Consider the following 26,431-nt stretch of genomic DNA (forward strand, 5'->3'; position numbering starts at 1 on the left):
ATTCCCCTCCATCAATTGATGATCAAGAGCCTGGCGGCTCCGCTTGCGATCCCTCATGGCCTGCGGGCCGGGCGGCGCGGTACACCGTCTGGCCGTCCGGGCCGAATGCGCACTCCATCTCGCCGTTGGCCACCAGCGCGGCCAGCGCCGCACCGACAACTTCTGGCGAACTCCTCGCCGTCCGCGGCTGCAGCCACCAGGCGGCGATGCCCGCGATGGTGTCGCAGGCCTGCGGATTCGCGCGCACGTAGCGGCCCAGGGCCGCTACCACTTCCGTCACCGCAATCACGTCGTCGCGCCGGGCATTCAAGTCCACCCCACGAAGTCACGAACGCATCAGCTTGCAGCAAGCGTGCCATCTGCTTCTCAATTGCAAGTGCTTGATTTGATTGAATTTTTTGACAGATCCCTGGGGTTGTTGTGCGTTCGGATGCACAGCCCCTCCATGGCCATCCGCAGACGCTGCGTTGGCGGTTTCCGCAGAGCCGCTGTGGCGAATGGGGTGCGTGTCGCGGCGGACACGGGTGTGCTTGCGTCGACATGGGGCCGCGCGAGCGGCGCGAGAATCCCATCCACCAAACAGTGGAGAAGTGCGGGGGGCGGGGAAAGGGAGGCGGCGCTAAACGCTACCGAGCGCGCGTGCCTTGACGCCGTATTTCTTGACAAGTCGACTCAGCGAGGCCCGTTCGATGCCGGTCAGCCGTGCGGCTTCGCTGATGTTGCCGGCCGTGCGCGACAGCCAGTCCTCGATGAAGCGTCGCTCGGCTTGGTCGGCGGCTGCACGCTTGGCCGCGCGCAGCGAATGCGGAGGCGTGGCGGCTGGCACAGCGGGGACGCCAACCTGGGCCAGCTCGGGCGTGCATCGGCGCAGATCGTCGACGCCGACCTCGGATCCCTGGCAGACCACGTGGGCCTTGAGCAGCACGTGCTCCAGCTGGCGCACGTTGCCGGGCCAGTCGTAGGCACGAAGCAGCGCCAGCCCGGGCTCGCCGATGCGGCGCGCAAAGCCGTCGGTCTGTCGCGCCGCCTTGGCCAGCAGGTGCGGCACCAGCAGGGTCAGGTCGTCAAGACGCTCGCGAAGCGGCGGCAGGCTGACGCGGAAGGCGTCCAGCCGGTAGAGCAGGTCGTCACGGAACATGCGCGCCGCCGCCTTCTCGTGCAGGTCAACGTTGGAGGCCGCGACGATGCGCACGTCCGCATGGTGCAACGTGTTGCCCCCCAGCGCCCGATAGCTGGAGTCCTGCAGAAAGCGCAGCAGCACGCCTTGGCCACGCGGCGACAGCGCTTCCACTTCGTCCAGGAACAGCGTCCCGCCCTCGGCCAGGCGCACCAGGCCCTGGCGCGCTTGGCTGGCGTCGGTGAAAGCGCCGCGGGTGTGGCCGAACAACTCGCTCTCGACCAGTGTGTCGGGCAGCGTCGCGCAGTTGACCGGGATGAACGGGCAGTGCCGGCGCTGGCTCTGGTAGTGCACCGCACGCGCGACCAACTCCTTGCCGGTGCCGGTTTCGCCGGCGATCAGCAGCGGCGCGGACCACGCGGCGTAGAGCTTCACTAGCTCCATGGCTTCGCGAAAGGGCGGGCTGTGGCCGACAAGATTCTGCGCCAGCGCCGTACAGGCGTGGCCGTCACCATCGGCCTCTGGACAGACTGCGGTCTGCGTGTATGAAGAGCTGTTTGTGCGCATTCTTCGTCCGTCCTCAACCCGCCGATGTGGGCAATCCCCGGATTCGCTCACTCTTACTGCCTGGCGAAAAGCTTCGCGGACCAAGTCGCGCCTGCGTTACGTTCGCGTCGTCACAGAAGAGAGCGGTCGACTTCCATCGCATGACTTTGGAGAACACACGCCCTTGTTCTTTTGAAATGGCAATAGCCCACGTCGCGCGAGATCCAGCTCCCGCGCGGCGACCCGCCTCCCCGAGTTTTTTAGTTCAGCCGAGCCAGCCGTGAACACGCCTAACGCCCGGTGACCGAATACCGCAGCGTGGATCACCCCGGCGCTGCCTGGCAACGCGCAGCAACGTGTTCGCTCCGATCGAATTGCAGCGCTGCTTCGGTGGACCAGAAAGTGCGCCGCATTGCGGCTCGAGACCTACGACACGACTCGCCGCGAACCCAACGAAGCGCGCCCATCATCCGTCCACAGGGCAGAACGCGCATCTACCAAACGAACTAGTGACGTGAGTCAGAAGTTTGACGTCTCCCGCCGAACCCGGGGCGTTTCAAAACCAGAGGTACGGCTGCTCTCCGGCAGCCCCGGAGGGGCGCGAGGAGAAGCAAAGCAAGGAGGAGCAATGAAAAGGTCGAACTTCAGCGAAGAGCAGATCGCCTGCGCGTTACGGTTGGTCGATGCAGGAGAGCATGAGCTCGCAGCTCGTGACAGACGAATTGATGATAGACGTGTGGCGCCGCGGTAAGCCCGTGACGTTGCCGCATCACTCGGACCAAGGCAGCCCATACACCAGAGAGCACTTCCATCAGCTGCTCAAAGAGTAAGGCACTACCTGCAGCATGCGCCACGCAGGAGAAGTCTGCGACAACTCGGCCATGGAGAGCTTTCCAGGTCGAACCACTCACAGCAGCGGTGGGCCAGCGCTACGGCCAGATTCGCGGCACCCTCGAGCGCAAAGGTCAGCCCGCCGGCAACAACGACCTCTGGGTCGCCGCTCACGCCCGTGCTGAAGGTCGCCAACAACGAGCGTGAGTTCTGCCGCGTCGGCGATCTGGCGATTGAGAACTGAGCTTCATGAATCCGGCGACGCCAGCCGAAGATTTTGTCAATCCCACTCTCAAATGTCGCATTCCTGGCTAAGTAGAGATGTCGCATCTCTAAGGTTTGCCCAGGGCGCATTGACTGCCTTGCCTCAGCATGCGCACAGGCTTGTCAGCCGGAGGCAGGACGCATGCCTGAAACCACCACCTTGCCTTGCAACTTCTGGTTCGTGAGGGGTAGGCGCGAGAGCCGCCGCTGTGCGGATCGTGGCCTCGGTCTGCGCCTGTGACTGTGAACTGGCGCGAACGTTTGGTGCCGGGCAGGGTCTTCTTGGCGTACGGTGCCTGGCCAGAGTTCGTTCGATGTGGCATGTTTGACGCGTGACGATCATCCCGCCTGGATCACGTCTGCAGCACATGGCTCAGGCGCTTGTTCTCCACGATCGCCCCCATGTCGACTTGCGGCAGCCGGTTGCAGCGTTTCGTACGCCAGGGGTCTGAGGATGACCCCCGTGGCATTCACAAAGCTTCTCTGCCGCAAGAGCGTCGGGCCGAAGTCTGCATAGCGTTCGCAAATCATCGAGATCGCACGCTCGGCAATGCCTGGCGCCAGCTGATTGTTGCTGGCACGCCCGCGCTTGCGTGAGACCCGCCTACCCCGGCTTGGGTGGCGGCGGATGGGTGTATGCGTAGCTGGGCATCACCCGCTGGCGCAGGAATGCCGACACTTCCGCATTGAGTTTGCGTTCGCTGTCCAAGTCGTTCGGCAGCGCCAAGTGAAGCGCCGGGTACAGGCTGAAACGGTACAGGTCGAACGCCACCTCCACCACGTTTCCGTACGCGATCGCTGCCTGCACACCGGCACGGTACGACAGCCGCGCCAGCACGAGCGAGATCAACGCCAGCCCCAGCCATGGCGGGTGGCGCCACAACAGCGCGCCGCACACCAGCGCGGCCAGAAAGAACACTGCGGCGAAGCGCAGCGTCACGTCCATCTGGTTGCGCGCATCGCCCAAAAGGCTGCGCATTGACTCGGGCAACAGCGGGAACAGTCGCGGCCAGATCACCACGCCGTCCAGTCCGTAGGCACGCTGCGGTCGGTCCTCGGCGGCGCGCAATACATTTCCGAGCGCAGTGGGCATCAACCGGTCGGCCGACGGATAGCGTTGCATCAGTGCCGCTGCGCTTGCCTGCATGCGCTGGCGGGTCGGCGCATCGGGCTGGCCGGCACCTTCGTAGCCCAGTGCCTTCACCAGTGCATCGCGTCGGCGCGCCTGGCGCGCGGTGGCGAGGCGCGCCAGATCGCGTGCTCCCGGTGCATTGCCCCAGTAACCCTCCAGCAGGCGCACCAGCGAAAGCTGCAGGGGGTGCAGCACGAGCGCCAGCGCGAGTAGCGCGGCCACCAGCAGCAGTGCCTCGCCGCCGTCCGGGTTCTTGGCAGAGGCCCACAGTTTGCCCAAGTCAGGTGCGGCCTGCGGCGCGCCGCTCGCGAGCAGCGAGGCGATCAATCCGAACAGCGCCAGGTTCGGCAGCAGGCCGATAAGCGACAAGCGCGGGCCGACCTCCTTCAAGCCGCTGTCGATCAGGCCGTCGAGTTTCATCGGTGCGACCTTCAGCCTTGCAGGACAAGCGTTTGGTCGGGGTGGCGAGCACAGTTCGGCGCATCGTCAAATACGATGGTCACGAGCGAGTAGCCGCAGTCGCGCCGCGGGCACACCCAGTTCGTGGTGCTGTAGTTCCCCACGCCCGGCAGCAGCATGGCGTCGGATGCGCCGACACCCTTCAGGCCGTCGCCGACGAACGCGATCGTCGCTTCGCGGTTCACGGTGCCGAGCAGAACTCCACCGCGCCGCACCTGAATCTCGGTGCACGAATCGTCGCCGCCGAAGGTGCTGACCAGTGTGCCGAGCACCTGCGCATCGCTGGCGCCGCTCACGTCCACGGCCACGGCCGCGCCGGCGTCGTGCGCCGCCACTTTCGCCACGATGAGCTTATCGAGTAGTCCCATGGTGTCTTCCTTTCGCGAAACGGATTTGCGGCTTGCCGACCGCGAAAAAGGCGGCCCAGTGCACCGGGTGAGCGTAAGGGCGCTCGGGCCCGCCTTGCAAGCGGGTCGCGGCCGCCTCGAGCATGAAGCGCGCTGCCGGCTGCAGGCGCTGTTCGTGCATTGCCAAGAACCGCGCGCGTGCCTCGTCGCGCGGCATCTCGCGCAAAGTGCCGGCGCTCTCGCGCAATGCGGTCACGACGTCGAACGCGTCGCCCGACGCCGCGAGCCGGCGGTAGAACAGGTCGGCGGCGAGCAGCGTGAGCGACTCGGGCACCGGCCACAAACTGCACACCACCGCGCCCACGCCGGCCAGCAAAAGGGCCGCGGGCAAGCCGCCGTATTCGTCGATCACCGGCTCGAAGCCACCGGAGGCGGTTTCACAGGCGGAGAGAAAGGCCACGCCGAGCCGGTTCAAGCGCGCGCCGACGCCGATGTCGCCCGCCGACCAGAGCTCGGCACTGCGCAGCGGCGCGCCGTCGCGGTACGACGTCCACAACGTGCCGGTAACGCTGAATTCGAGCCTGCGCTCGAGCGGCGTGCCATCGTCGCGCCGGATCTCATGCAGGCGGCCGCGCCCGTCGATGTTGGTGTGACGCCGGCCGTCCCCTTGCTCCTCCCATGCCTCGGCAGCCGCGGCCAGCACGCCGAGCGGGTCGGCGCCGGGCAAGCCCAGCGCGCCGGCGCCCGCGTGCATCAGCAAAGCCGATGCACGGTCGCGGTCGGGTTCCGATCGCCCGTGACCACAGAAGTGCAACACACCCGCACGACGCAATGCGGGTGCCACGAGCGCTTCGGTGGCGCGCTCGTGCGCGAAGCGTTCGACGGCGAAGCCGGCGCCGCCCAAGGCGCTCTGCACCGCTGCGCTTTCGGCGGCGGCGAGCGGCAGATCGCCGGTCGGGTTCTCGACGATCACCGCGCGGCGTGAGCTCGGTGGACGCGGCGCACGTGAGGCCAGCAGGTGCGCGAGGCTGGGCGCACTCGCGATCTCGATCTCGGACAGCGAGGGGAGCGCCCAGAACGGCAGCAGGTGCAGATAGCGGTGCGCGACGATCGTCAGCCGGCGCACGCCGAACTCGCGTGCTGCCTTCGCAATCCAGCGCCCGAGGTCGGCGTCGACCGCGGCGAGCAGGCCATCAAGCACCGCGGCGTGTTCGAGGCCGAGCTCCGGCGCGCCAATCGCGAAGAGCCAACCCGGGCGCGCCTCGTCGCCTGCCATCACACGCATCCAATAGCCGTGGGTCCATTCGCTGATCCATTGCGCGCGGCTCGGCTGCTCGCGGTCGCCGTGGCGCACCAGCACCGCAAGCGTGCCGCATAAACTGCTGCCGATCGAAAGCACTGCCTCGTGTTCAACGAGCACCGCTGCCACTTCAGCGAGGCCGGGCGACACCAGCGCCGACGCATCGAACTGAGGCCGCAGCCTTCGGTAGCGCTCGTACACCCGTGCATGGCGCGACACCTGACCGTGCATGCGGTCACCGGCGTCAGCGCGGTCGGGGGTGGCGGCCGTCGCCGTCGAACCAAGCGGTGCGCCGCGCTCGTGCGCATGCAGCTCGCGCTCGAGGCGCAACAGCGTTCGCCCGCGCGGGATCGTGCGCAACCATGCGCGCTGGCGCAGGCGCAGGCTGCGCGCGGCATCCAGCGCACGCAGGGCCTCGTCCCAGCGCCCAAGCGCACCGAGCGCGAAGGCGTGATGCGTGGCCAGGTTGCTGAAATGCTCGCCTCGGTCCTGAACATCGGCGTCGCGCAGCGCATCGAGGTAGTCGTCGCGCGCCGCATCGATCAGCGGTGCGAAGAGCTGCGCCGCCGTCTCGTGCTCGCCGAGTTCGAGGCGCCGGCGTCCTTCGTGGTACGCGACGATGCGGTCAATGTCGTCCGGCACCGACTCGCCGCTGCGCGCGGCAGCCCAGGCCGTCGCCGCGACTGCGGCGTTGCTCTCATCGACGTCAATCAGCATCGCGAGCAGCATACGGCTCTGGCGCAGCTCACGGTCGCTCGAACGCTCGACACCGATCGCGTCGGCGCGTTGACGCGCGAGAGCGGACTGTTCCTTGAGACGCGAAGCTTCGCCGGCGTCGCGCGCCTCGATCGCCAGCTTGGCGTGAAACTTGAGCGACGCAACGTCCAGGCGGCGCGGCAGCTGCGGCTCGCCTTCGATGGGCAGCCGCTGCCGGGCCTGCTCATAGAGCGACACGGCTTCATCCTCGGCAGCAAGGCCATGATCGAGCAAGTCGATCACCGACGAGACGAACGATGAGGGATCGTCGTCGTTCAGCGCTGCGCCAAGCCGTTGGCGCACGAGAGTCTCGGCTCGTTGCAGGTCGCGCTGAGGGTGCGACTCGGGCAGCGACAGGATCGCTCGCGCAACGATGCCGCCGATGCGTACATGGCCCTGCGCCATCAGGAGCATCTCCTCGCCCACCGCGACACGGCGCTCGTCGTCGTCGGCGCGCTTGGTGAGGCGAGCGCCGCCGATCCAGCGCAGCAAGAAAGCCCCGGATTCTTCGCTCAGCGCCGTGTAGGGCCCGGGCGTGTTCTCGAGCCTGGCGAGTTCGCCCAGGGAGTAGGCGAAGCCCATGCCGAAGCGCGCGAAGCCTTCGCCAAGCGCCGCGTCGCGTTGTGCGTCGTCCGCTGCGGCGAGCGCACGCTGCACCAAAGCGAAATGATGTTTCGCATCCGCCTTGCTCACTTTTCGTGCTTCTTCGCGAGCCATTGGTGGACCATACGCCGCATGCAGTAACGCGGCAATGCTTGTACTGTGGGTCGGCGCATCACGAGCCGTGGACTAAGGGCAACCTCGACACTGAAACAGCCCGAAGAGCAGCTCCGTTTGGTACGAGGCAGCCCATTGACAAGATCAGGCAGTGAGAGCGCCACGATGATGGACAACCTGTTCGACCAGCATGGCCTGTCCCCGTCCACCGGGCAAGAACGGGCAGCCTATGGCGAAGCCCTGATCGAACGCTGTCTGCGGACCTCTCGGCCCGGTTTGGCCGAGGATTCAGTCGGCAGAACCTGTGGCAGATGCGGCTCTTCTATACGGCCTGGCCTACAGCCCGCATTCACCAACCGCTGTCTGGTCAATCGCGCGCACGCCGAATTCCCCAGACATCGTCTGGAGAATCAGCCCTGCCCGAGAAACGCCAGACGGTGTCTGGAGCATTTCCCGACCTGCCTGCGATCGCCCAGCTGAAGAGGTCCATCCAATCTGGACGCCCACTATGTGGAGAGCGCGATCCTCCAGTGCGACCCCAGAGCACGTCGGCGCAGAACTGGAAGCAGGCCCGACGGATTGACCAGTCAGCAGGCGCACTGCCACCGATGGCCTCGCCAGCCGCAGCTGTCGTCCGTCTCGTTCGGGCAGTTCACCCGATCTTCGCGCCCGGCTCTCGGATGCCTTGACTTTGCGGCTGATCGCCAGCCCGCTGGCCCCGCACCGTGTTGGGTGTCCCCTTGAACCACGACTTCGGTCTGGCATCGCGGCCGCGGTGCCAATCGGCGAGCACGTCCACCGCAACGGAATGGCGGATATAGCGGTGCCAAATGAACGCGAGATCGAAGATCAGGATGCCCAGCCACCAAAGGTAGAGGAAGGCAACGCCCGCCAGCACCGCGGGCCAGACCGGTTCCGCGAGGCTGGGATCGAACAACCGTCCCATGATGATGAAGAGAATCATCACTGCGCCGGATGCCAGCAGTATCCGGCGTCCGAACGTCGGTCGCCGCGGCGCCAACCAGCCGCTTGCAGCCACGATCACGGAACCGACCGCAAGCGCCCACAGCCCTAGCTGCTGCGGCGACAGCTTGGCGGGCGCAGACAGACTGAACGCCTCGCCGACAAAGCCGGCTACGTCATCCGGAAGGTAGATTGCGCACGCCGCGATTCCCACGGTCAGCGCCCCAAGGGCCAGCGCAAGCCATCTGAGGTCACCTTTGCGCACGAGGCGCGGCAAGCGCGCCGCGATGGTGACACTCAGCAGGAGCAGGCCCAGCAGGAACACTTGGCGCGCGAAGTCGGGCTGAAGGACGGAAGTGTTCCCCTCGTTCGAACCCAGGAAGGCCGTCAGCGCCTTGAGCAGCACGAACACGGCCGTGACGTGCAGCAGCGCGGTTAGCGCGTAGGGCAGGGCCGTGCTGACGATCCCTCTGCCCACCAGGCTCCTGGGCACTTGCGCCGGCGCCTTACGCTTCGGCGGTGGCAAGACGACGTCGTCAATGAAATGACTGAAGACTTCAGTGTCGTTCCAGTAGTCGTTGTGGGCCTTGCCGGGCAGCCAATACCGGCTGAAGCCAAAGTCGTGCTTGAGCGTATCGAACTCGAACGCCTGACACCCCTGAAGCTGCAGGAACTCGATCGCGGTATCGAGTTTGAAGCCGATCGGATCGCCAAAGTCGTAGTAGTTCCGCCACTTGATTTTTCCCTGAAGCACGGGACGCGCCGTTCCGCCGCCGGGCGGAAGGACGATGCGCCCCGCGTCGTCCATCTGCGCGCGAATGTCAAGCTTCTCCCAAAGCTTCGGCCACAGTGCGAGATGTTTGTCGATCGGCGAGCCGATGGTCATGAATCCCCGTACGTACTGAATCCAGTCGGTTGACTTCTCAGAGCTGGGATTCATCGGGTCTGCTACCGTCGGCTTGGCGAGCGCCTGCAGCAAACCCAGAAAGCTCACCACCGTGCCCTCGCTGTGGGCGACGACGTAAATCTCCGGCGAACCTGGAAACTCCTGTTTGAAGCGCTCCACGATCTGCGCCATCGCGTCGTGGAAGCGGTAGACGATCCTGTCGCGGTAGAACTTGAAATCGGTGACAAGCTGCACATCACCGACGTAGTCGCGCAGCAGCGGCGCCAAGTCGAATTTGAAGACCCCCGCCTTTTCCGCCACGGTCAACAGGTTCTCCATCACGGCTACCGTTTCAATGATTTCCTCGACGACACCGGCGCCGAGCATGAAGTCCTCGGGCAGCAGCTGACGCTCCTGAACGTTACGCAGGTAGAGCGCATGCGCGCGGCTGACCACCGAGCTGGCCCATGCCTTGGTCTCTTCAAGTGTGTCCTCCTCCTTGACGACAGCCCGGGGGATATCTGCCCAGAAGACCTCGGCAAATCCAATGCTCGCCAGCGGGTCGGTCGGCTCCGCATCCAGCCGGCTCACATGAACCTGACCGGCCTTGCCGATGTAGAAGAACCCCAGCGGCATGACGGGCAAGGGCGGACAGCTGCGATCGCCGAAGCGCCGCGCGACAGCGCGGATCGTGCTGCTGCGCCGCTGGCTGCCTATGCCGTGGATGGCGACGATCACCTTGGTGATCGGAGGCAGGACGGTTCCGGCGGGCGAGAGCGCCCCTGCGCTCCCGGGGATACCCATCGTCGCATGGGATTCGGTGGTCGACGCATCGGACATGGAGGCCTCCTGAGATCGAGTAACGCTGCTGTGGCGATGAAGAGATTAGGCGTCCCGCTGCGGCCTCGCCTCCCCAGGAACGATGAGATCCGCACTGCGCAGCATCGATGCCATGAGGTCGTCTTCGCTGGCCGCCGCGCCAGCACGCATCCAGCCCAGCCGCACGGGTTCTTGCACGGCAGCGGACAGCAAGGCTTGCGCTTCCTTCCGGCAGCGCTCTTCGACGGGATCGCGTGCCGTCTCGCATCCCGCGCGAAAGTGATCCGACGCGCCAAGCAGCCGCGTGGCCAATTCGAAGCGTCCACGCCGCGCCATCAACCAGGCCAGTACGTCCGCGCGCGCGACCAGGATGCCGCAGCGTGCAAGCACCGGTACGGCTTCGCCAGCGACGAGTTCGGCCTCGTCGAGTTGGTCCTCAGCCGTCAGAGCCGCGATCAGGCCAGCCAGCGCATTCGAAAGCGTCAGGCCTGCGTTCGCATGGCGCGAGCGCTCGGCCAGCGCGCGGTAGCGCGCTGCAGCTTCGTGGGCATTGCCGGCCTCCAGATGGATGCGGGCGATGTCGTCGAGCAACACAAGTTGATAGCGATCAATACCCGCTTCCTGAGCTTTCTCGTAGGCCAGCGACGAGCAGCGCAGGGCTTCGTCGGATCGGCCCGCCTTGGCCAGCCAGAGACCTTCGACGCGCAGCCGCCGCATGCAGTCGGCAAGTGGCCACATCTCGTCTTCCATGGACTTCGCGCGCTCCAGCGCCTGCGCGGCACCGAGCAGATCCCCCGCATCGAGCAGCGCCTCCGCCATGTGGCGCCGGCATGCATGCACATGGCGGTCATTGCCGAGCTCGATGAACAGGCGTTCGGCGCGCCTGAACGCCTCCGAGCAGCGGGACGAGGGCAGGCGGCCGTCGAGGCCGATGCGGCCGTACCATTGCCAGTACTGGGCGACCAGACTGCGTGGGAGCGATTCACTCACGAGCGGTTCGACTTCCAGCAACCGCCTGCGCGCCTCCTGCACTGCCCCCTCCACTGCAATAACCATCGACGGCAGCGTGGCCAGCGCGACCGCGACGAGGGGATTGCGCCCGCCGCCATAGGCCCATTCATAGGCGCTTCGTACATTGCCCATCTCTGCCAGAAGCGCATCAGGGCGCCGCTGCTTGATGGCACGCTCCAGGGCGTGGCGGGTCACATCCGCATGGCGCGCGATCCATTCATCGGTCTCGCCGGTGAGCGCCAGCTGCTCGAGCGCATGTTCACGCGTCGACTCGAGCATGCGATAGCGCGGGCGAGGCTCACCTTCGGCGATGACGAGGGATTTCTCCACCAAGCTGCTGAGGTGCTCGAGCGCGGACCAGGCATCGATGGAGCCGGCGGCCGCGAGTTCCTGGGCACCTTCGAGTGAAAAGCTGCCAACGAAGACACCCAGACGGCGATAGACGGCACGTTCGTCCTCATCCAGGAGGGCATGACTCCAGTCCAGCGCCGCGCGCAGCGTTTGGTGGCGCTTGGGGGCGAAGCGCGAGCCACCGGTCAACATGCGAAAGCGTTCGCCGATGCGCTCCTCCACCCCGACTACGCCAAGCACCGGAACACGCGCCGCCGCAAGTTCGATGGCCAGGGGTAGCCCGTCCAGGCGGTGGCAGATGTCGATGGAGGCCGCGATATTGCTCGCGTCAAGCTTGAACGAGGGCTGTAGCGCGCGGACCCGTTCGACGAACAGCCGGACAGCGCCGTAAGCTGCAGGATCGGTGACCTGTGCGTTCGCGGGGACCGACAGCGGCGCCAAGCGAAAAACCTGTTCAATGGCGAGCTTGAGGGGTTCCTGTGTGGTGGCCAGGACGCGCAGCGCCACCGCATCGCAAAGCACGCGTGCGATCACGGCTGCGATCTCGTCGGTCAGGTGTTCGCAGTTGTCCATGACGAGCAGCGCGCGCCGCTCGCGCAAGACCATGCACAGCTCGTCCAGTGGCTCGCGCAATCCCGGCAACGTCAACCGCATGGCCTGCGCGATTGTCTGCACGAGCAGCTGGCCATCGTTCACCGACGCAAACTCGATGACCCAGACGCCGTCCGGGCAACTTGGCGCCAGCGCAGCCGCGACCGCCACGCCCAGCCTTGTCTTGCCAATGCCGGCGGCACCCACGATCGACACCAGGGGGTGCTGCTCCACGAGCAGTTGCAGGGTATCGGACTCGCTGCTGCGACCGTAGAGCTCCGGCAGACGAGCCGGCACATTCCCAGCCTCGGCGCGCTGCGCGGAAATGCCCACTGGCGGTCCTTGCGCGATCTGGGGCACTTCCGCCGCCTCGTCGAAGCCGCCATCGACCGGCAGCATGAAACGGTAGCCTCGCCCCGGTATCGTTGCGATGGCATTCGGCCCCAGCATCCGGCGCAGCGTGGAGATCTGTACCTGGAGGTTGTTCTCCTCGACGATCACGCCTTTCCAAACGATGTCGAGCAGTTCGTGCTTGGAGACCGCGCCGCGCCGGCGTTCGACCAGCATCCGAAGCAACCCGATGCCGCGCGCGCCCAACGGCGCGCGCTTGCCCTCGATGCGAAGCTCGTGGGCGGCGAGATCCAGCTCAGCGTGTCCAAAGCGGTAGACGGGACCTTCGTCGTCGGGGACGGGCGTGCCTGACACCATGGAGGCGCCTCATGCGAGCGCGATCTTCACTTCTGTGAGGGAGCGGAAATAGGGGTCCGGCCACCAGCCTGTTGCTTCGGCAAGGCTTGCCTTCGGGAATTCATCCAGGAATGCCGCGACCGCCGCCTTCGTCACCTCCCATGCCAACGTTGCACCGATGCAATTGTGGATGCCGTGTCCGAATCCATAGATGCGGTCGCGGTGCTCTTTACGGCGAATGTCGAACAGGTCTGGGTTCTCGAAGTATTTGGAGTCGCGATTCGCCGATCCATAGACCACGGTGACCTTGTCCTTTGCGCTGAGCGGGTAACCGCCCAGCGAACAGTCTTCTTCACAGTCCTCGGCGACCCAGCGGTCCGCCATCTGGAACGGGGCCTCGTAGCGAAGCATCTCCCAGACCGCGTTCTCGAGCAACTCTGGATTCTCTTTGAGGAGTTTCCACTGTTCGGGGTGGCGAAGCAGGTTGTAGATCCCGGTCGTGATGAGGAACTCGGTCGAGAGAAAGCCACCCAGCGCGAAATGCGATGCAGTGTTGGTGATCTCGTCCATGCTCATGGGCTTTGCTTTCATGCTCTCGTCCACGTTCCCTGTCTCTCTTGACATCGGACAGCGGCCTTGGCTTCGCATGCCCGACATGAGGGTGCAGGGTTGATCGCTGGCGCCTTGAACACTTGCCACCCCTGCGAAATATGCGTGCATTGCGAGGCTGGCGGTCCCCGCGGCGGACCGCATCTGGGGCAGTGCGTCGGGATCGTGCCCTTTCAGCATGGCACGTGCCCAGTGCTCGACGTGCAGGCGCTCAGAATCGGAGGGGATGCCCATGACCTCCATGAAAACATCCGTCGGCAATCTGGACGCAAATTGCTCGACCAGGTTCATCGTCGGCGCGCCGTGCAGTCGTGCGAGCAGATCCTTGCTCCGGTCCAGGAGAGCTGGATTGAGCCTCCCCTTCTCCGGCTCGTGCCCCAGCACGCGCTTGACCGAGTCCCCGAGCAGGCCCTCCATCACCGGCCTGACCTCGCCATGCCGCGGTGGATCCATGAAGAACAGGCCATCGGCGCTTTCGCCATTGATGCCGAAAGGCATGCGCTGTGGGGCGCGATTTTTTCCCGGCTTGAGGAACAGTTCCTTCTTCTCGCAAACCTCTCTCACCAAGTCGTTACTGAACACCCAGAGACTGTTGTGCCCGCCTGCAACCTTGTAGACGGGCTGGTGTTCCCTGAAATCCGCAAAGAACCTGTATGGGTCGTTTCTGAACGCGACCCCGCCGGGGACGAAGGCCGGAAGCGCCGCGCGCGTCCTCCCTGCCGCCGCACTGGGAGGTGCTGGGATGGCCTGGGCTTGGCTTTTCAGCCACGCACCTTGGCCAATCCATCGAAGGCCACCCAACCCGGGCATGAACAGGTAGAGGCTACCCTTGGTCCTTGTCAGCGCAGGCACTTCGACGGGGATCGCATCCCGAGGGCCTTCGACGCTGAAGCTGAAGGGTGTCGGCCTGGTGGCGATGAAGGGGTCCTGCGTCCCCCGCAATCCAGGACTGGACAGATCCTGACGTCCCCACACGGAGAGCAGGAACTCGAACTGGGACTCCAGGTCGCCGCACATGAACATGCCCACCAGCCCGCGCGGCACCGCGCGCGCGCTGTCGTCCGCCGTCGAGTCGTATGCCGGTCCATACGGCATGCCACGGCGAAGAACGAGCCGTCCCCACGGCACGCCCAGCACCATGCCGCCGCGAGGGTTGACGCGCCTCGTGTGCGCGCCGATCGGACAGCGCAGGCCGGTCTGGTCGTCATCCGTGCCTTCCGGGGTGACGTAGTCAAAATCGTCCAGTTTCTCTGCCTTGATGGCCTTCATGGCATCCTCACCACCCAAAGGCGAGGCATGGTTTGTCAATGGGGTGCCGTCCCTCCAGCGCCCGACCAATTTGGCAGCGAGCAACTCCGGATCCAGATCGCGATCCTTGGCCGTATCGCGAAGCCAGTTCTCAAAGCCGGCAACGTCCTGCTCGATGACGCGATATGCCGCATACGTTGCGTTCAGCGCCAGTTCGGCCGGCAGCTTGCCGATGTAGCGGCCCCCGCGCGAGTTCACATAGTCGGGACCGAGCAGGAAATCGCCGGGGACTGCGTTCGGCATAGGCCCACCCGGTGTCAGTTCATACGTGCCTGCGATGCGCGGCTGCGCGATTCCGTCCCGGTAGCCGAAATGAACCCTGTGGTCACCGAGGGACCTGGCTGATCGACTGTAGAGCTCCTTGTCCGCGCCATGCAATGCCTTGAGCTCGTGCTCGGTGATCAGCCGCTCCAGTTCCGCACGAGCCCTGCCGGGATTCGCGTCAGCCCGGCAGTGCAGCGAGACGACCGCATGGACTTCTTCGCCCTTTGCCTGCAGGCCGATCGACCAGTTCCGCGGCGCGCTGTCACTGTCCTCTTCGTCCAGTCGCGCAGCCCGCTTGGCGGGGCCTTCTTGAAATGCCCTGGGAAAAGCGTCCAGCACAGTCTCTGGCAACTGGAGCGCTTGAAGGCCAGCGTAGGTAAAGGCAATGTTGCGACACGATTCGTTCAGCGCCGGCTTGTATCCGCCCGGCGTGGCCTTGAATTCGGCAACAAACCGGCGGCCCTGTTCCGAGTCCGGAAAGTTCAGGTAGTAGTAAAACGCCTCGGTCGCGCCAAAGCTCCGAAGCACGTTCGCCTGCACATCCTCCTGATTCACGGTCACCGGCGGAATCTGGGGCCGCGGGGGCAGCTTCTTGCGCTTTTCCGGACCGACGATGTCGAGAACGGTCTTGTCGGGATAGGCGGAGAACAACGAGGTATTTGGCTCGATGTGTTTCTCGACATAGTCCCAGAACTCGTTCGGATACTCACTCACCGGAAGCGGCGGCCGCTCTTTCATGTAGCCCAGAATCATCGAGAACTCGCGGTCCAGCACGGCCGCGAAGTCCAATACGTAGTCGCGCATCACGCCGTCGAACTCCGTGACGATCATTAGCAAACCAAGCTCCGGCAGCGGCAGGAAGCGCGCGAAGTGGACGTAGTCGAGGGACTCCAGTGCGGCGTCGATGCGGCCTTTCGTCGACGGATTCACCAGCCGAGTCATGAGCTCTCGCATCATGCGAGGATCTTCGAGCGTCATGATCAGGCTGAAGCCGCCTCCAACCACGGGGCTGTCGGAGATTCCGTTCTCCGAAGCGTTGCGGCCTGACGCTGGCTGTCGCGGCGCGGGCGGCTGCGCGACCGCCCCATCCTCGACAATGGCCCGCACCGTCTTCTTCGGATAGGCGGAGAAGAGCGACATGTCGCCCTGGAGCCTGCCCTGCACATAGGTCCAGAACTCGTCCTGATGCGTGCCCACCGGGAGCAGTGGCCTGTCCTTCATATAGCCGAGGATCAGGGTGAGCTCGCGATCCAGCGCCGCGGCGAGCGCCCTCACAAGTGGCTCGGTTTCCCCGTCAAACTCCGCGATGACCAGAAGCGTGCCTTGGCTCCTCAGGGAGAGGAAGCGCGCATAGTGGATGGTCTTCATCTCACGAAAGGCGGCGTCGATGCGCTCCTTCGTCGGAGAACCCTCCAGGCGGGTCATCAACTCTTCGAGCTTGCCGGGATCTTCCAGCGCCATCGCCAAGCTCAAGCCGCTACCACTTTTTTCCTGAACAGCGTCGTCCGGCATGATGAACCTCCATCCGTTCTTCGTTCGTGGGGGCGGTCATCCTGCCATGCAGACTTTCTGGTTACAACACCTCTTCCGACCAAATCTCCATCTTTCAGGGTAGGCCCAAAGACCTGAAAGGTGTTTCAGCGCGACATTGCCCTGACCCGGGAACGCCCCGGCCTTGGAGGGCAACATGGAGCCGAAAGCCTGCACATCTGACTCTCAGAGCGGCCGCCACCCTGCCTTTGTTTCGCCCGCCGCGCTGAAAGGCCAGCCGCTCGCCGCCGGAACAGCGGGAAGAGGTGAGTCCTCTGGCTTGCACAGGAGCGAGCCGAGGCATGGAACCGGTGTCATACCTCGGATCAGCGCCTCGACTTCCGATGGAGGCATCGTCCTGATACGCAAGCCTATCCCTGCTCTCGTTGGCAGACGCCCCGCGCGTCACAACCTGCACCTTGGCGCCGACGCGTCAGTCCCCTGGACGGTCCTGCCCCGGAGGGGAGGCTCCAACCGATTGAGCGCCGGGCTTCAGGCACGCGAGCCTGCCGAAGGGCTCGACTTCGGCAGTTCCATGCGCTACGTCACCGTCCTGTTCACTGACCTTTGCAGCTCGGTCGGACTGGCCGCGCAGATGGACTGCCTGGATTTCGTAGCTCTTCTTCGCGATCTGAGGATCCTCTGCAGATCCACTGTTGCGCGCCACCGGGGCATCGTCGCACGACTTCAAGGTGACGGCATGCTGGCGATCTTCGGGCTGGAGGGCTCGCCGGACGATGGCAGCCAGGGGGCCATCTGCTGTGCATTGGAACTTCGCCGTGCCGTGAGTGCAATCGCCCTGAATTCAGGAGGATCCTGCGCGGCGTTGCATTCGGGTATCCATGCGGGATGGACCTATCTGGAATGCGGCGACCTGGAGCGGGGCCGCTTCGACGTGGTTGGCAATGTCCCCAACCTGGCCGCGCGACTGTCCAGCCTTGCGGAGCGCAATGACATTCTCGCGACTGAAGACGTGATCGGGCCTCGCCTGAGCCAGTTTTCCGTCGGCGAGCGGTTGTCGCTGGGGGTCAGGGGCTGGCCTGATCCGATCCAGGTGTATCCGGTCCTCGGCCATTCCTGGTCACGGCGCGCATCGCACAGCGCACTTGTGCTGGCACCGACGGCCATTCGAACACGCGACGAGAGCGTCAGCATGATCTCGCCGAGGTCCGCGCAAGCCGTTGATGGCACAAGGCCTGAAGATAGTGGACCCAGGGCAGTTCGATAGGTGGCCGTTTGGACCGACTGTCTACCTGGCCGGCCGACCGAGCCGGGCGCGGGACACGCTGCCGGGGGCGACAAGCGGCAGGGGAGTTCGATTCATGCGCATCGAGCGACCACGGCCGGGACGCCCCCAGGCGCAGGCGTTGACGAGGCGGCTCCAAAAATCAGGTCCGTCCTTGCCTCAAACCCGCACCTGGCCTCACATGCGCTGTGGATCTCCTCATCCTCGATGAGGTCCTCATCTTCGACGCTGCGCAGCACCATGAACCCAGCGAGGCGCGCGTCGTGCTCGGGCGGCGCGGGTCAGATCTGACACGCTGCAGCCTTTCCTCTCGATTAAGGATGACTGCTTCACTCTGATGGCTCCAAATCGCCAATTTCCGGACTGTGAGCGCGAAGAGAGGTGCCGATGGATGCTAGCGAAGTCGCCAGAAACTGGGAGGCCAACGCCGACGCCTGGACACAGCAGGCGCGCCGTGGCGTCGACGTTTTCCGGGATGCCTTGAACAGTCCCGCCTTCTTCAGCATGCTGCCGCCAGTTTCCGGATTGCGCGGATTGGATGTCGGATGTGGTGAGGGCTCGAACACCCGAAACCTCGCCAGGCTGGGCGCCAGGATGTCCGCGGTTGATATCGCTCCCACCTTCATCCGCCACGCGCGGGAATTCGAGAAGGCTGAACTGCTCGACATCGACTACCGGGTCGCCGACGCCATGGCGCTTCCCTTCGATTCGGGCTCCTTCGACTTCGTCACGGCATTCATGTCGTTCATGGACATGCCGGACCCAGTCCGCGCTCTTCAAGAGGCCAGTCGGGTCCTTCGACCCGGGGGATTTCTACAGTTTTCGATTCTCCATCCGTGCTTCGTGCCTCCCTATCGCAAGGTACTTCGCAACCGAAACGGCAGGGCGCGAGCTATCGAGATAGGCGGCTACTTCGAGTCAACGGATGGTCGGGTCGACAACTGGTGGTTTTCGACTCTGACGGAACAGGAACGCAGCACGGTGCACCCGTTCAGCACACCCATCTTCCACCTGACATTGAGTCAATGGTTCGATGCCATCATCGGGGCGGGCTTGGTCGTCGACAGACTGGGCGAGCCGACCGCGGGAGCGGATGTCGCCCATGCCGCCGCCGTGCTGGATGAGACACGGATTGCGCCACTATCGCTCCACGTGCTTGCATCGAGTCCGCGCCTCAAGGGACAGTCGAGCTGCCGACAATAAGCGCCGAACCGGCGCATCACGCAGGTCGACGCCGCTCCTTCCGCGGTGCTTCAGCTGTTCAGAAAGTAAACGTCCGGCGTGTCGACCGCCCCGGCCTCCTGCATCTTCTGACGCAGGTCAGTCGACTCGGAAAAAAGCCCGGGCCCGGTCGAGATCGGTCCGCACGTCCATCACGCGACCTCCGGCGTCCTCATTCAAGGGAGGGACGCCGCCAGGGGAGCTCCCCAATTCGAACGATGTGTGGGGAGAGGCGATGAACTACCGTGTTTGCATCAACCTTCGATTGATGCGAGGCACGCCATGTCCCTACCCTTCGCCGGCCAGACCTTCCAATTCACGCAACCCGACGGCAGCGCCATCACCGTGCGCGGTTGGGGAAACCAGCACCACGCCCGCTTCGAGACACCCGAGGGCTACACCGTGGTGCAGAACGCGGCCACCCGCTGGTGGGAGGTGGCCCAGCCCTCGCCCGATGGCATGAACCTGGAGCCCATGCCTGGCTTGCGCTCCAGCGCGGACGCCGCCGGCGCCGGGGTGCCGCTGTCGGTGCGGCTGCGCGCCGAGCGCACCCGGATACTTGCACGGGAATCAGCGCTGGCCATGAGCGGGCGTCGCTGCGAAGAGCGCCGGCGCGAACGCCAGATCGAAGCCCGCGCGCTGCGCCACTTGGCCGCGCGCGGCGCCGGCGTGCTGGCGGCGCCGCCGCGCCGCGGCACGGTGGGCGACTTCGTCGGCCTGTGCCTGCTGGTGGAGTTTCCCGACGTGCCGGGCACCATCACCCGCGACGAGGTGGAGCGGTTTTGCAACCAGTCGGGCTACAGCGGATTCGGCAACAGCGGCTCGGTGCACGACTACTTCCTGGACAACTCCCTGGGTCGCTGCCGCTACACGAACGTGATCGCGCCGTACTACCGTGCCAAGAGGGAGCGCAGCTATTACACCGACGAGTCGGTGGAGCAGCCCATTCGTGCACGCGAGCTCATTAACGAGGCGCTGGCGCACTGGAAGGCGCAGGGCTTCGACTTTTCCGCGCTCACGGTGGACGGCAGCAACTACGTCTACGCCATGAACGTGTACTACGCCGGCCCCACGGTCAACAACTGGAGCAAGGGCCTGTGGCCGCACGCCTTCCACATTGGCACGCCGGTGCCGCTGGCCGGCGCGAAGCGGGCCATGGACTACCAGTTCACCAGCATGGGCGACGAGCTCACGCTGGGCACCTTCTGCCACGAGAACGGCCACATGCTGTGCGACTACCCGGACCTGTACGACTACGGCGACGAGTCCGGCGGCGTGGGTGCCTGGTGCCTGATGTGCAGTGGCGCGAACATGAACCCCAAGAACCCCACGCAGATCGGCGCCTACCTCAAGCGCTTGTCGGGGTGGGCGACCCACGTGTTCACCGTTGAACACGACCGTCAGTTCAGTCTGAAGGCCGGCGCCAACGAGTTCGCGCTACTGGCCAAGGACGACAAGGAGTACTTCCTTTTCGAGGCCCGCCACAAGACCGGCCGCGACACTGCGCTACCCGGCCAGGGCCTGGCCATCTGGCACATCGACGAAGAAGGCAGCAACAACTTCGAGCAGATGAGCCCTGCGCGGCACTACGAGTGCTCGCTGGAGCAGGCCGACGGCCAGTTCCAGTTCGAGCGTGGCGGCGACAGCTGGGGCGACGCGGGCGACCTGTTCGCCGGTGCCGCGGCGCGCTTTGGCGACGACACCACGCCGGCCAGCCGCTGGTGGGACGGCACGTCCTCCCAACTGGTGGTGGACGGCATCTCGCCGGCCGGGCTGCAGATGCAGTTCCGCTGCCAGCTGGGCGGCAGCACTCCGCCAGCGGCGGCGCAGCGTTTCGAGGCGACACCGGACCGCAGTATTCCGGACAACCAGGCCAGCGGCATCACTGAAACGCTGGACCTGCCAGTTGGCCTGATGGTGGACTCGCTGAAGGTAGAGGTGGACATCACCCACAGCTGGCCGGGCGACCTGGTCGTGACGCTGGTGCCGCCGGTGGGGGCCGCCATAGTGCTGCACAACCGTCAGCAGGGCAACGTGCCTCAGGGGATGAAGCTGGTGCTGGACGCGGCCGCGCTGCCGGCACTGGCCACATTGCGCGGCCAGGCGGCGCAGGGCCCCTGGCGGCTCAAGGTGCAGGATCTGGCAGCCATGGATCAGGGCCAGCTGCAGCGCTGGGCCCTGGTGGTCACACCCGCAGCCGGCGTGGTGGATACGACCAGCCCGCAGGTGCTGGAAGACAGCGCCGGCGTCACCGTGCCGGACAACCAAAGCGCGGGCATCACTCGCAATCTGCAGGCTACGGGCAACACCACACTGGCGCAGGTCGAGGTGGAAGTGGACATCAGCCACCCCTTCATTGGCGACCTGCGCGTGAGCCTGGCTTCACCCGCGGGGACCGAGGTGGTGCTGCACGCCGGCACCGGCGGCAATGCCGATGACATCGTCGCCACGTACACCCCTGCCACCACGCCGGCCCTGGCACAGTTGGCCGGTCAGCCGCTGGCCGGCAACTGGACCTTGAAGATTGCCGATCTGGCGGCCGAGGACGTGGGCAAGCTCAATAAGTGGAGGCTGACGCTGCACCCCGCCGCAGTCTGACGGCGGCTGTTATCCAGGCGACTGAGGCGCGATTGACTGAGGATCGCCCCCTGGCAGCGGGTCTCGCCGAAGGTTCTGGGCGAACAGGGTCGATGAATATCAGGCATTGATTTGCATGGAGTTGCTGGCCCCGCGCGGCCAAGCTCGACGAGACGCCGAACGTCTCTAGCGCTGCTCGGCCCACCACTTCAGGTGAAGCCGCCTTGTCCGCTAGAGGTCAAAAAATAGACCTCCATAGCACGAGGAGTGGATATGAGACTGATCAACTTGATGTTAGTCGGCGCCGTCGTTTTCTTGGTCGGATGCGCGTCGGAAAAGCGCCGATTCGCTGCCGCTGAGGAGAAGCTCGGAACGGACGGCCCGATCACCAGTCTCTACCATGCTGCGGTCTACTATCCGTCCGAAGTCAGCCCGAAGTTCGATGGCTATCTCGTCGGCGTGGAGAAGGTCGCGAGAAGCGTACTGGGGACAGGCGACGCCGAAAAGGTCGAGAAGAATCAGGCCAGGCTTCGCGACAGCGAGTTGAAGCCGGCATCGAAACTCGATGACGGAAAGCTCATGATGGTTACCCATGTCGTCAAGACTCATCGGGATGTCTCTGCCCACCGGAACTGCTTCGTCTTCAACGCTTACAACATCGACGAGAGCGCTCGCAAAACGCAGATCGCGCCCGAATGTCCTTCGACGCCGCGAGTATGGGACCCTGCCCAGGCGTACTCGAACAGTTGGGAAGGCATGAACCTGCTCGAAGCGTCGCTTGCGGAAGCCTTGAAGGAGCCGCTGTCTCCTGGGTACCCGATGGGAGAAAAGAAATATACGCATCTGCTGGTGGTCGTGCTGGGATGGAACACCGTCCAAGAGGAGGCAGTTCGGAACATGAATTCGATCGCCTTGAACCTGATTGCTGCACGCAGAGAGCAACCGCGGGCGCAGCGGACGACTAGCGGCCGATCCGTCGACCGGTTCAGGCCGCTGGTCATCGGCATGACTTGGCCGAGCCAATGGAACAGCAAATGGGCCGACCCGGCTATCAAGCTGCTGAGCTTCGGCACGAAGGCGGACGATGCGGACGAAGTCGGAATCACCTGGCTAGGTACCCTGCTGCATCGAACGATCCCGAATGCGAGAACCAAGGCTAGCTCGGCAGCAAAACTCGTCGTGGTGGGACACAGTTTCGGGAGCAGGGCCGTCACCGTCGCGGCTTGCGCGGGGCCAGGCATCCTTCCTCATAAGGAAGACGCGCCGATCTCGCTTGCGAAGGTGGACGTCGTGGTCAATTTGCAAGGCGCTTTCATGGCCAAGCGAATCTTCGGAGCCAAAGAGGACGGGCTGCGTTTCCAGAACCGTTGCAGTCATGTCGAAAGGTTCGTGCTCACCGCTTCCTCCCATGATGGCGCGGTCAGAGGCGCGATTTGGGGCCGAATTTATGGTGAGTACGTGGGCGACTCGAGAAGCTACTCGGAGTACTGCGGGCGCAAAAACCCCGAGATCAATTGCGGCACAGCTTCGGCCGACGGCCGCGTCGCAGTGCAACGCTCCGAAGGCAGCAAGATTTATTACATCAGTGCCGACGACCTAATCTCCGAGAACGCGTTTGAGACGGGCGGCCGCGGCCACAGCGACATCTATCGCGTCGAACACGGGCGACTCATCGGCAGCGCGATCGACGGCTTTGTGAGTGAGACGAGGCCTTGACTAGCAAATCGGTGAAGCGAGTGCGCCGGATTTGAGGCGCGCGCTCACGGGTCCGGACTGTCGGCACTCCGCCTGAGCCCGTCAGCGATCGGCCCCGTCCCCGGACGGCCAATAGTCAGTCTTCATCGTCAAGGAACTCGTGCTGAGATACTTCACGAGGTTGCCGTAGATCACATCGCTGCCGACGATAGATCGGAACGAATCCAACAAGGTCATCGGTCCTGAAGCCTGCGGCTTCAAGGAACTCGTCAACGGCTTATCGGTACTCCGATATCTTGCCCATCAGCCACGCAACCCGTCAATGTCGTCCGGGTACTCCTAGCACTGCCGGGAGCGCCGCGGTAGACCTCGCCTCCCTGGACGTCGATGCATTTGTACGCGAGCGGAAGCGGAAACCCGAGTATTGTCGAACAGCTCGACGTCCGCCGAGCTCATGCCAGCGTTCCATCTGAGGTCAGCTTGAACTATTTAGCCGTAGACATTTCAATGGATGGGACGGGCGACCCACGATCGTTCCGTCCGAGCTCTGAACTTCCCAATCCATAGAGTTGCGTAGCCTGTTGCACGCCTGCGGAGAAGGTGTTGGCCGCGGTGCGTGTGTTCGCGCGCGAAAACTTCGCGCTGCAGTACCGCTATGCCCTGGTGCTCCACACCGACCAGCCGCACCCGCACGCGCATCTGGGTCAAGAGCGAGCACGAGTTCGAACCGGGCAAGCGCTCCCTACATCCGCAAGGACACGCTGCGGAAATGGCGGTAGCGCTACGCCGCCGGATGTGCATGCGCTCACGCCCGTGCCTTCAGTCCGACGGCAGGCCGAGCGCTGCGCGTGTCTGGCTGCCCACCTCGCCGTCGGAAACCAGCCCGCTTCGCATTTGGAAGATGCCCACTGCATGCGCCGTTTGGGGGCCGAAAATGCCGTCGGCTTCGCCGACCATGAGGCCGAGCTCGCGGAGGCGCTGCTGAAGGTGGCGAACCCTGTCGCCCTCCATCAAGGGAGTGGTCAGCCGGAGGGTTCCCTCCATAACGGGCTTGAGATCGACAGGCTCATCGGAGCGCGTGTAGCGGATGCCCGGCACCAGAATTCCACAGTCCCAGCGCCGATCGCTCAAGGTGCCAGCAATAACGCCGCGCAGCCTACTGTGGGCCTCTATGGTTCCACCGCGCCCGTCGGACAGCACGATGTGACCGATCTGTCCGCTCATCGGCCGGCGCAGCACCGCGGCACCGGGAATGCCGGCGGCGTCGCGCAGGTCGATGAGGCTTCCCTCTGTGCTGCGCGCCTGCTGGAGCCAGAACCCCGTGTAAGCATCGGCCAGCATCGGATCCGTGCGCGGCTCCGTGCCGAAAAGAATCTTGCCCTTCTGGTAGACGCACCACGAGACGAATTCGGCGCAGTCCCACGGACCCGTCCAGTCTGCGTTGCTCATCGGCGCCCTCGCACCAAGCACATATTTCTCGCCGATATGGAGGCGCGCGAGAGACAGCACATCCGCTCCAGTGACGCCGGAGAAGGGCAGGGGAGACGTGGCCATGCTGGCCGTGCGGCGCAGCGCTGTGGCGCCGGCGAAGCGGCTGAAAGCACGCAATTCCTCGCCTTCGTCCAACTCATCGCCTTCGTCGAGTTCTTCGCCTTCGCGCAATTCGCTGCCCTCGAGAAGAGCGGGCTTGCGCGCCTCAGGTGCGTTTTTTCTTCTGGCCATGGCATGTCTCGCTTTATTGGTTCAGGTGGCTACTTGACCGTCTCGGCTAGTGCGACCGGCGCTGCACCGCTGCGAACCGCCGCGACCGCCCCGCCCGGCGCGGGCGCATCGGCCGGGGGCACCTTGGCGATTGCTGCGCCAACGCTCTGACCGAGGTTGCGTGCGGCGACGCCGGTCGCGAAGTAGCGGTCAAGCCCGAAGCCGAGCCGCGTGGTCTGCGTGTTCGTCTTGAACTGGCCCATCACGGAGAGGACGTCGAGCGACGGCTCGCCGTCGTCGGCTTCGGTGCGGCCAGTGATTCGCACGACCTTTTTGCCGGCACCTTGCGCATAGACGGGAATCAGGGCGAGATTGCGGTTGTTGTAGCCGAGGCTGAACTGAAGACCTTGCTGCGCCAGCGAGCCACCGATGTCGATGCCGACGACGTCGGTGCGAAGAAAGAGCAGGGGCGACTGGTAGGGTCGATCGCTCGCCGGGACCGCACTTTCCACCTCGCGCTTTGCCGACTCGACGACCCGTATCGGCCGATCGGCGAGAGCCGACGCGACCTTGGCCGCCGCGCTGTTTGCCGCCCGGGCCGCGCTGGTCGCCGAAGCGGCCGCAGCATCGGCGGAGGCGGCCGACTGCAGCGCTGTGGTGGCGGCAGTCCGCGTGCATCCGGGGTCGGCATTCTCGCGGCAAACATAGCCCATCGTCAGGGACTGCGCCGCCAGACCTGTGGAGAACACCTGGCCCAGACGCACGGTCGATTCCTGTGGAGTGCCGGATGCCGGCGCGGCGCTTTCGAACGACGCAAAGACCGACATTGCGTCGACCTTGTCGCCGTTTTCGGCCTGGCCTTGCGCGTGTCCCTTGAGCAATCTGGGCGTGCCCGTTTCATCCAGGACCGAAACCGGCACGACAGCGATGCTCTGTGCCTTGTAGCCGAGAGACACAGATGCTCCGCCGGTGGCCGTATCGTTGCCTAGCCGCACGCCGAACGTCGTGGTATCGCCAAACATCAATGGCGGATTGGTCGCGCTGCAGCCTGCCAACGACGACAGCGCTAGCGCGCTCAAGTACCCGGGGATGAACGTGTTCATAGCTTCGTCTCCATTGATGCTTCCGTTCGCGCCACGCCCTCATCCTCGAGTAGGCAAACGCCTGCAGCGCGCACAAGATCGCTTCTCATCTTTTCGTCAATCTGGCCGGGCGCCAACCACACCACGGCGCGGCAGCCATTGCCGATCAACGCCCAGCGCTGACGGGTGTAGCCAACGCTCCAACCGAGCGGCGCGGCGACCACGCCGACACCTGAAAGGGATCCGGCAATTGCCTGTTCGGGATTCACCAGTTGGACATGCAGGATCCCCATCTGTCGACTGGTACGAACGCCTCCTCCCTTTTCTTCGATGTGCACCGTGACGCAGCCAGCTGTACCAACGACAAGTGCTGCGCAGAAGGCACGTGATGCAAACGAGATGAGCAACCTGACATTGGCAG

Annotated in this window: 16 protein-coding genes and 2 pseudogenes; 7 read left to right on the top strand and 11 right to left on the bottom strand. The window is 64.7% G+C overall.

The genetic code is table 11. The annotated features are described in order from the left end of the window. Window positions 1–22 precede the first annotated feature (22 nt). Window positions 23–280: a hypothetical protein gene (locus tag ACSQ9A_RS29855; protein WP_436306534.1), complete on the bottom strand. Its 258-nt coding sequence runs from the start codon at window positions 278–280 to the stop codon at window positions 23–25. A gap of 339 nt (window positions 281–619) precedes the next feature. After that, on the bottom strand, window positions 620–1,684 hold the full coding sequence (locus tag ACSQ9A_RS29860) for a sigma 54-interacting transcriptional regulator (RefSeq protein ID WP_436306535.1): 1,065 nt from the start codon (window positions 1,682–1,684) through the stop codon (window positions 620–622). Between the two features lie 653 nt (window positions 1,685–2,337). Between ACSQ9A_RS29860 and ACSQ9A_RS29865 the strand changes: the two are divergent. Next, window positions 2,338–2,556, top strand: a pseudogene (locus ACSQ9A_RS29865) (DDE-type integrase/transposase/recombinase); the annotation flags it as partial. A gap of 806 nt (window positions 2,557–3,362) precedes the next feature. On the opposite strand, the gene ACSQ9A_RS29870 reads toward ACSQ9A_RS29865, so the two are convergent. Genes ACSQ9A_RS29870 through ACSQ9A_RS29880 form a run of 3 tightly spaced genes read right to left on the bottom strand, consistent with a single transcriptional unit; the run spans window position 3,363 to window position 7,445 of the window. Continuing rightward, the gene (locus tag ACSQ9A_RS29870) at window positions 3,363–4,310 is read right to left on the bottom strand and encodes a hypothetical protein (RefSeq protein ID WP_436306536.1); all 948 of its coding nucleotides are present in this window, start codon (window positions 4,308–4,310) and stop codon (window positions 3,363–3,365) included. Window positions 4,311–4,321: 11 nt separating this feature from the next. After that, window positions 4,322–4,717 carry a hypothetical protein gene (locus ACSQ9A_RS29875; RefSeq protein ID WP_436306537.1) on the bottom strand — a complete coding sequence of 132 codons (396 nt, stop codon included), beginning with the start codon at window positions 4,715–4,717 and terminating at the stop codon, window positions 4,322–4,324. Then, window positions 4,701–7,445 carry a CHAT domain-containing protein gene (locus ACSQ9A_RS29880; protein ID WP_436306538.1) on the bottom strand — a complete coding sequence of 915 codons (2,745 nt, stop codon included), beginning with the start codon at window positions 7,443–7,445 and terminating at the stop codon, window positions 4,701–4,703. The genes ACSQ9A_RS29875 and ACSQ9A_RS29880 overlap by 17 nt, the downstream gene beginning before the upstream one ends. Window positions 7,446–7,771: 326 nt before the next feature. On the opposite strand from ACSQ9A_RS29880, the gene ACSQ9A_RS29885 reads away from it, so the two are divergent. Next, window positions 7,772–8,158, top strand: coding sequence for a hypothetical protein (locus tag ACSQ9A_RS29885; RefSeq protein WP_436307731.1), 387 nt, complete (start codon window positions 7,772–7,774; stop codon window positions 8,156–8,158). Here the strand turns inward: ACSQ9A_RS29885 and ACSQ9A_RS29890 are convergent. Genes ACSQ9A_RS29890 through ACSQ9A_RS29900 form a run of 3 tightly spaced genes read right to left on the bottom strand, consistent with a single transcriptional unit; the run spans window position 8,122 to window position 16,470 of the window. Next, entirely contained in the window at window positions 8,122–10,158 is a 2,037-nt protein-coding gene (locus ACSQ9A_RS29890) for an MFS transporter (RefSeq protein ID WP_436306539.1), read from the bottom strand. The genes ACSQ9A_RS29885 and ACSQ9A_RS29890 overlap by 37 nt on opposite strands. A 45-nt stretch (window positions 10,159–10,203) precedes the next feature. After that, window positions 10,204–12,798, bottom strand: a complete 2,595-nt coding sequence (locus ACSQ9A_RS29895; protein ID WP_436306540.1) for an ATP-binding protein — start codon at window positions 12,796–12,798, stop codon at window positions 10,204–10,206. Window positions 12,799–12,807: 9 nt separating this feature from the next. Further along, window positions 12,808–16,470: a cytochrome P450 gene (locus tag ACSQ9A_RS29900; RefSeq protein WP_436306541.1), complete on the bottom strand. Its 3,663-nt coding sequence runs from the start codon at window positions 16,468–16,470 to the stop codon at window positions 12,808–12,810. A gap of 496 nt (window positions 16,471–16,966) precedes the next feature. Here ACSQ9A_RS29900 and ACSQ9A_RS29905 point away from each other — a divergent pair, with 496 nt between their 5' ends. The 5 genes and pseudogenes from ACSQ9A_RS29905 to ACSQ9A_RS29925 all read left to right on the top strand — a co-directional run. Continuing rightward, window positions 16,967–17,716 (top strand): adenylate/guanylate cyclase domain-containing protein, encoded by a 750-nt coding sequence (locus ACSQ9A_RS29905; protein WP_436306542.1) that lies wholly within the window; start codon window positions 16,967–16,969, stop codon window positions 17,714–17,716. A gap of 405 nt (window positions 17,717–18,121) precedes the next feature. Continuing rightward, window positions 18,122–18,937 (top strand): class I SAM-dependent methyltransferase, encoded by an 816-nt coding sequence (locus tag ACSQ9A_RS29910; protein ID WP_436306543.1) that lies wholly within the window; start codon window positions 18,122–18,124, stop codon window positions 18,935–18,937. Between the two features lie 300 nt (window positions 18,938–19,237). Next, window positions 19,238–21,553: a M6 family metalloprotease domain-containing protein gene (locus ACSQ9A_RS29915; protein WP_436306544.1), complete on the top strand. Its 2,316-nt coding sequence runs from the start codon at window positions 19,238–19,240 to the stop codon at window positions 21,551–21,553. A 252-nt stretch (window positions 21,554–21,805) separates the two neighbouring features. Beyond that, window positions 21,806–23,248: a hypothetical protein gene (locus tag ACSQ9A_RS29920; RefSeq protein ID WP_436306545.1), complete on the top strand. Its 1,443-nt coding sequence runs from the start codon at window positions 21,806–21,808 to the stop codon at window positions 23,246–23,248. 564 nt (window positions 23,249–23,812) lie between these two features. After that, window positions 23,813–24,003: pseudogene (locus ACSQ9A_RS29925) on the top strand (relaxase/mobilization nuclease domain-containing protein); the annotation flags it as partial. A gap of 43 nt (window positions 24,004–24,046) precedes the next feature. On the opposite strand, the gene ACSQ9A_RS29930 reads toward ACSQ9A_RS29925, so the two are convergent. Genes ACSQ9A_RS29930 through ACSQ9A_RS29940 form a run of 3 tightly spaced genes read right to left on the bottom strand, consistent with a single transcriptional unit; the run spans window position 24,047 to window position 26,348 of the window. Continuing rightward, window positions 24,047–24,949: a peptidoglycan-binding domain-containing protein gene (locus ACSQ9A_RS29930; RefSeq protein WP_436306546.1), complete on the bottom strand. Its 903-nt coding sequence runs from the start codon at window positions 24,947–24,949 to the stop codon at window positions 24,047–24,049. A 29-nt stretch (window positions 24,950–24,978) separates the two neighbouring features. After that, a complete protein-coding gene (locus ACSQ9A_RS29935; RefSeq protein WP_436306547.1) occupies window positions 24,979–26,031 on the bottom strand; it encodes a hypothetical protein in 1,053 nt (350 codons plus the stop codon). Continuing rightward, window positions 26,028–26,348 carry a hypothetical protein gene (locus ACSQ9A_RS29940; protein WP_436306548.1) on the bottom strand — a complete coding sequence of 107 codons (321 nt, stop codon included), beginning with the start codon at window positions 26,346–26,348 and terminating at the stop codon, window positions 26,028–26,030. Before ACSQ9A_RS29940 ends, ACSQ9A_RS29935 begins: the two co-directional genes overlap by 4 nt. Between the last annotated feature and the right edge of the window lie 83 nt (window positions 26,349–26,431).

It is taken from the genome of Variovorax sp. LjRoot290 (assembly GCF_964253985.1).
Lineage (GTDB): Bacteria > Pseudomonadota > Gammaproteobacteria > Burkholderiales > Burkholderiaceae_C > Variovorax.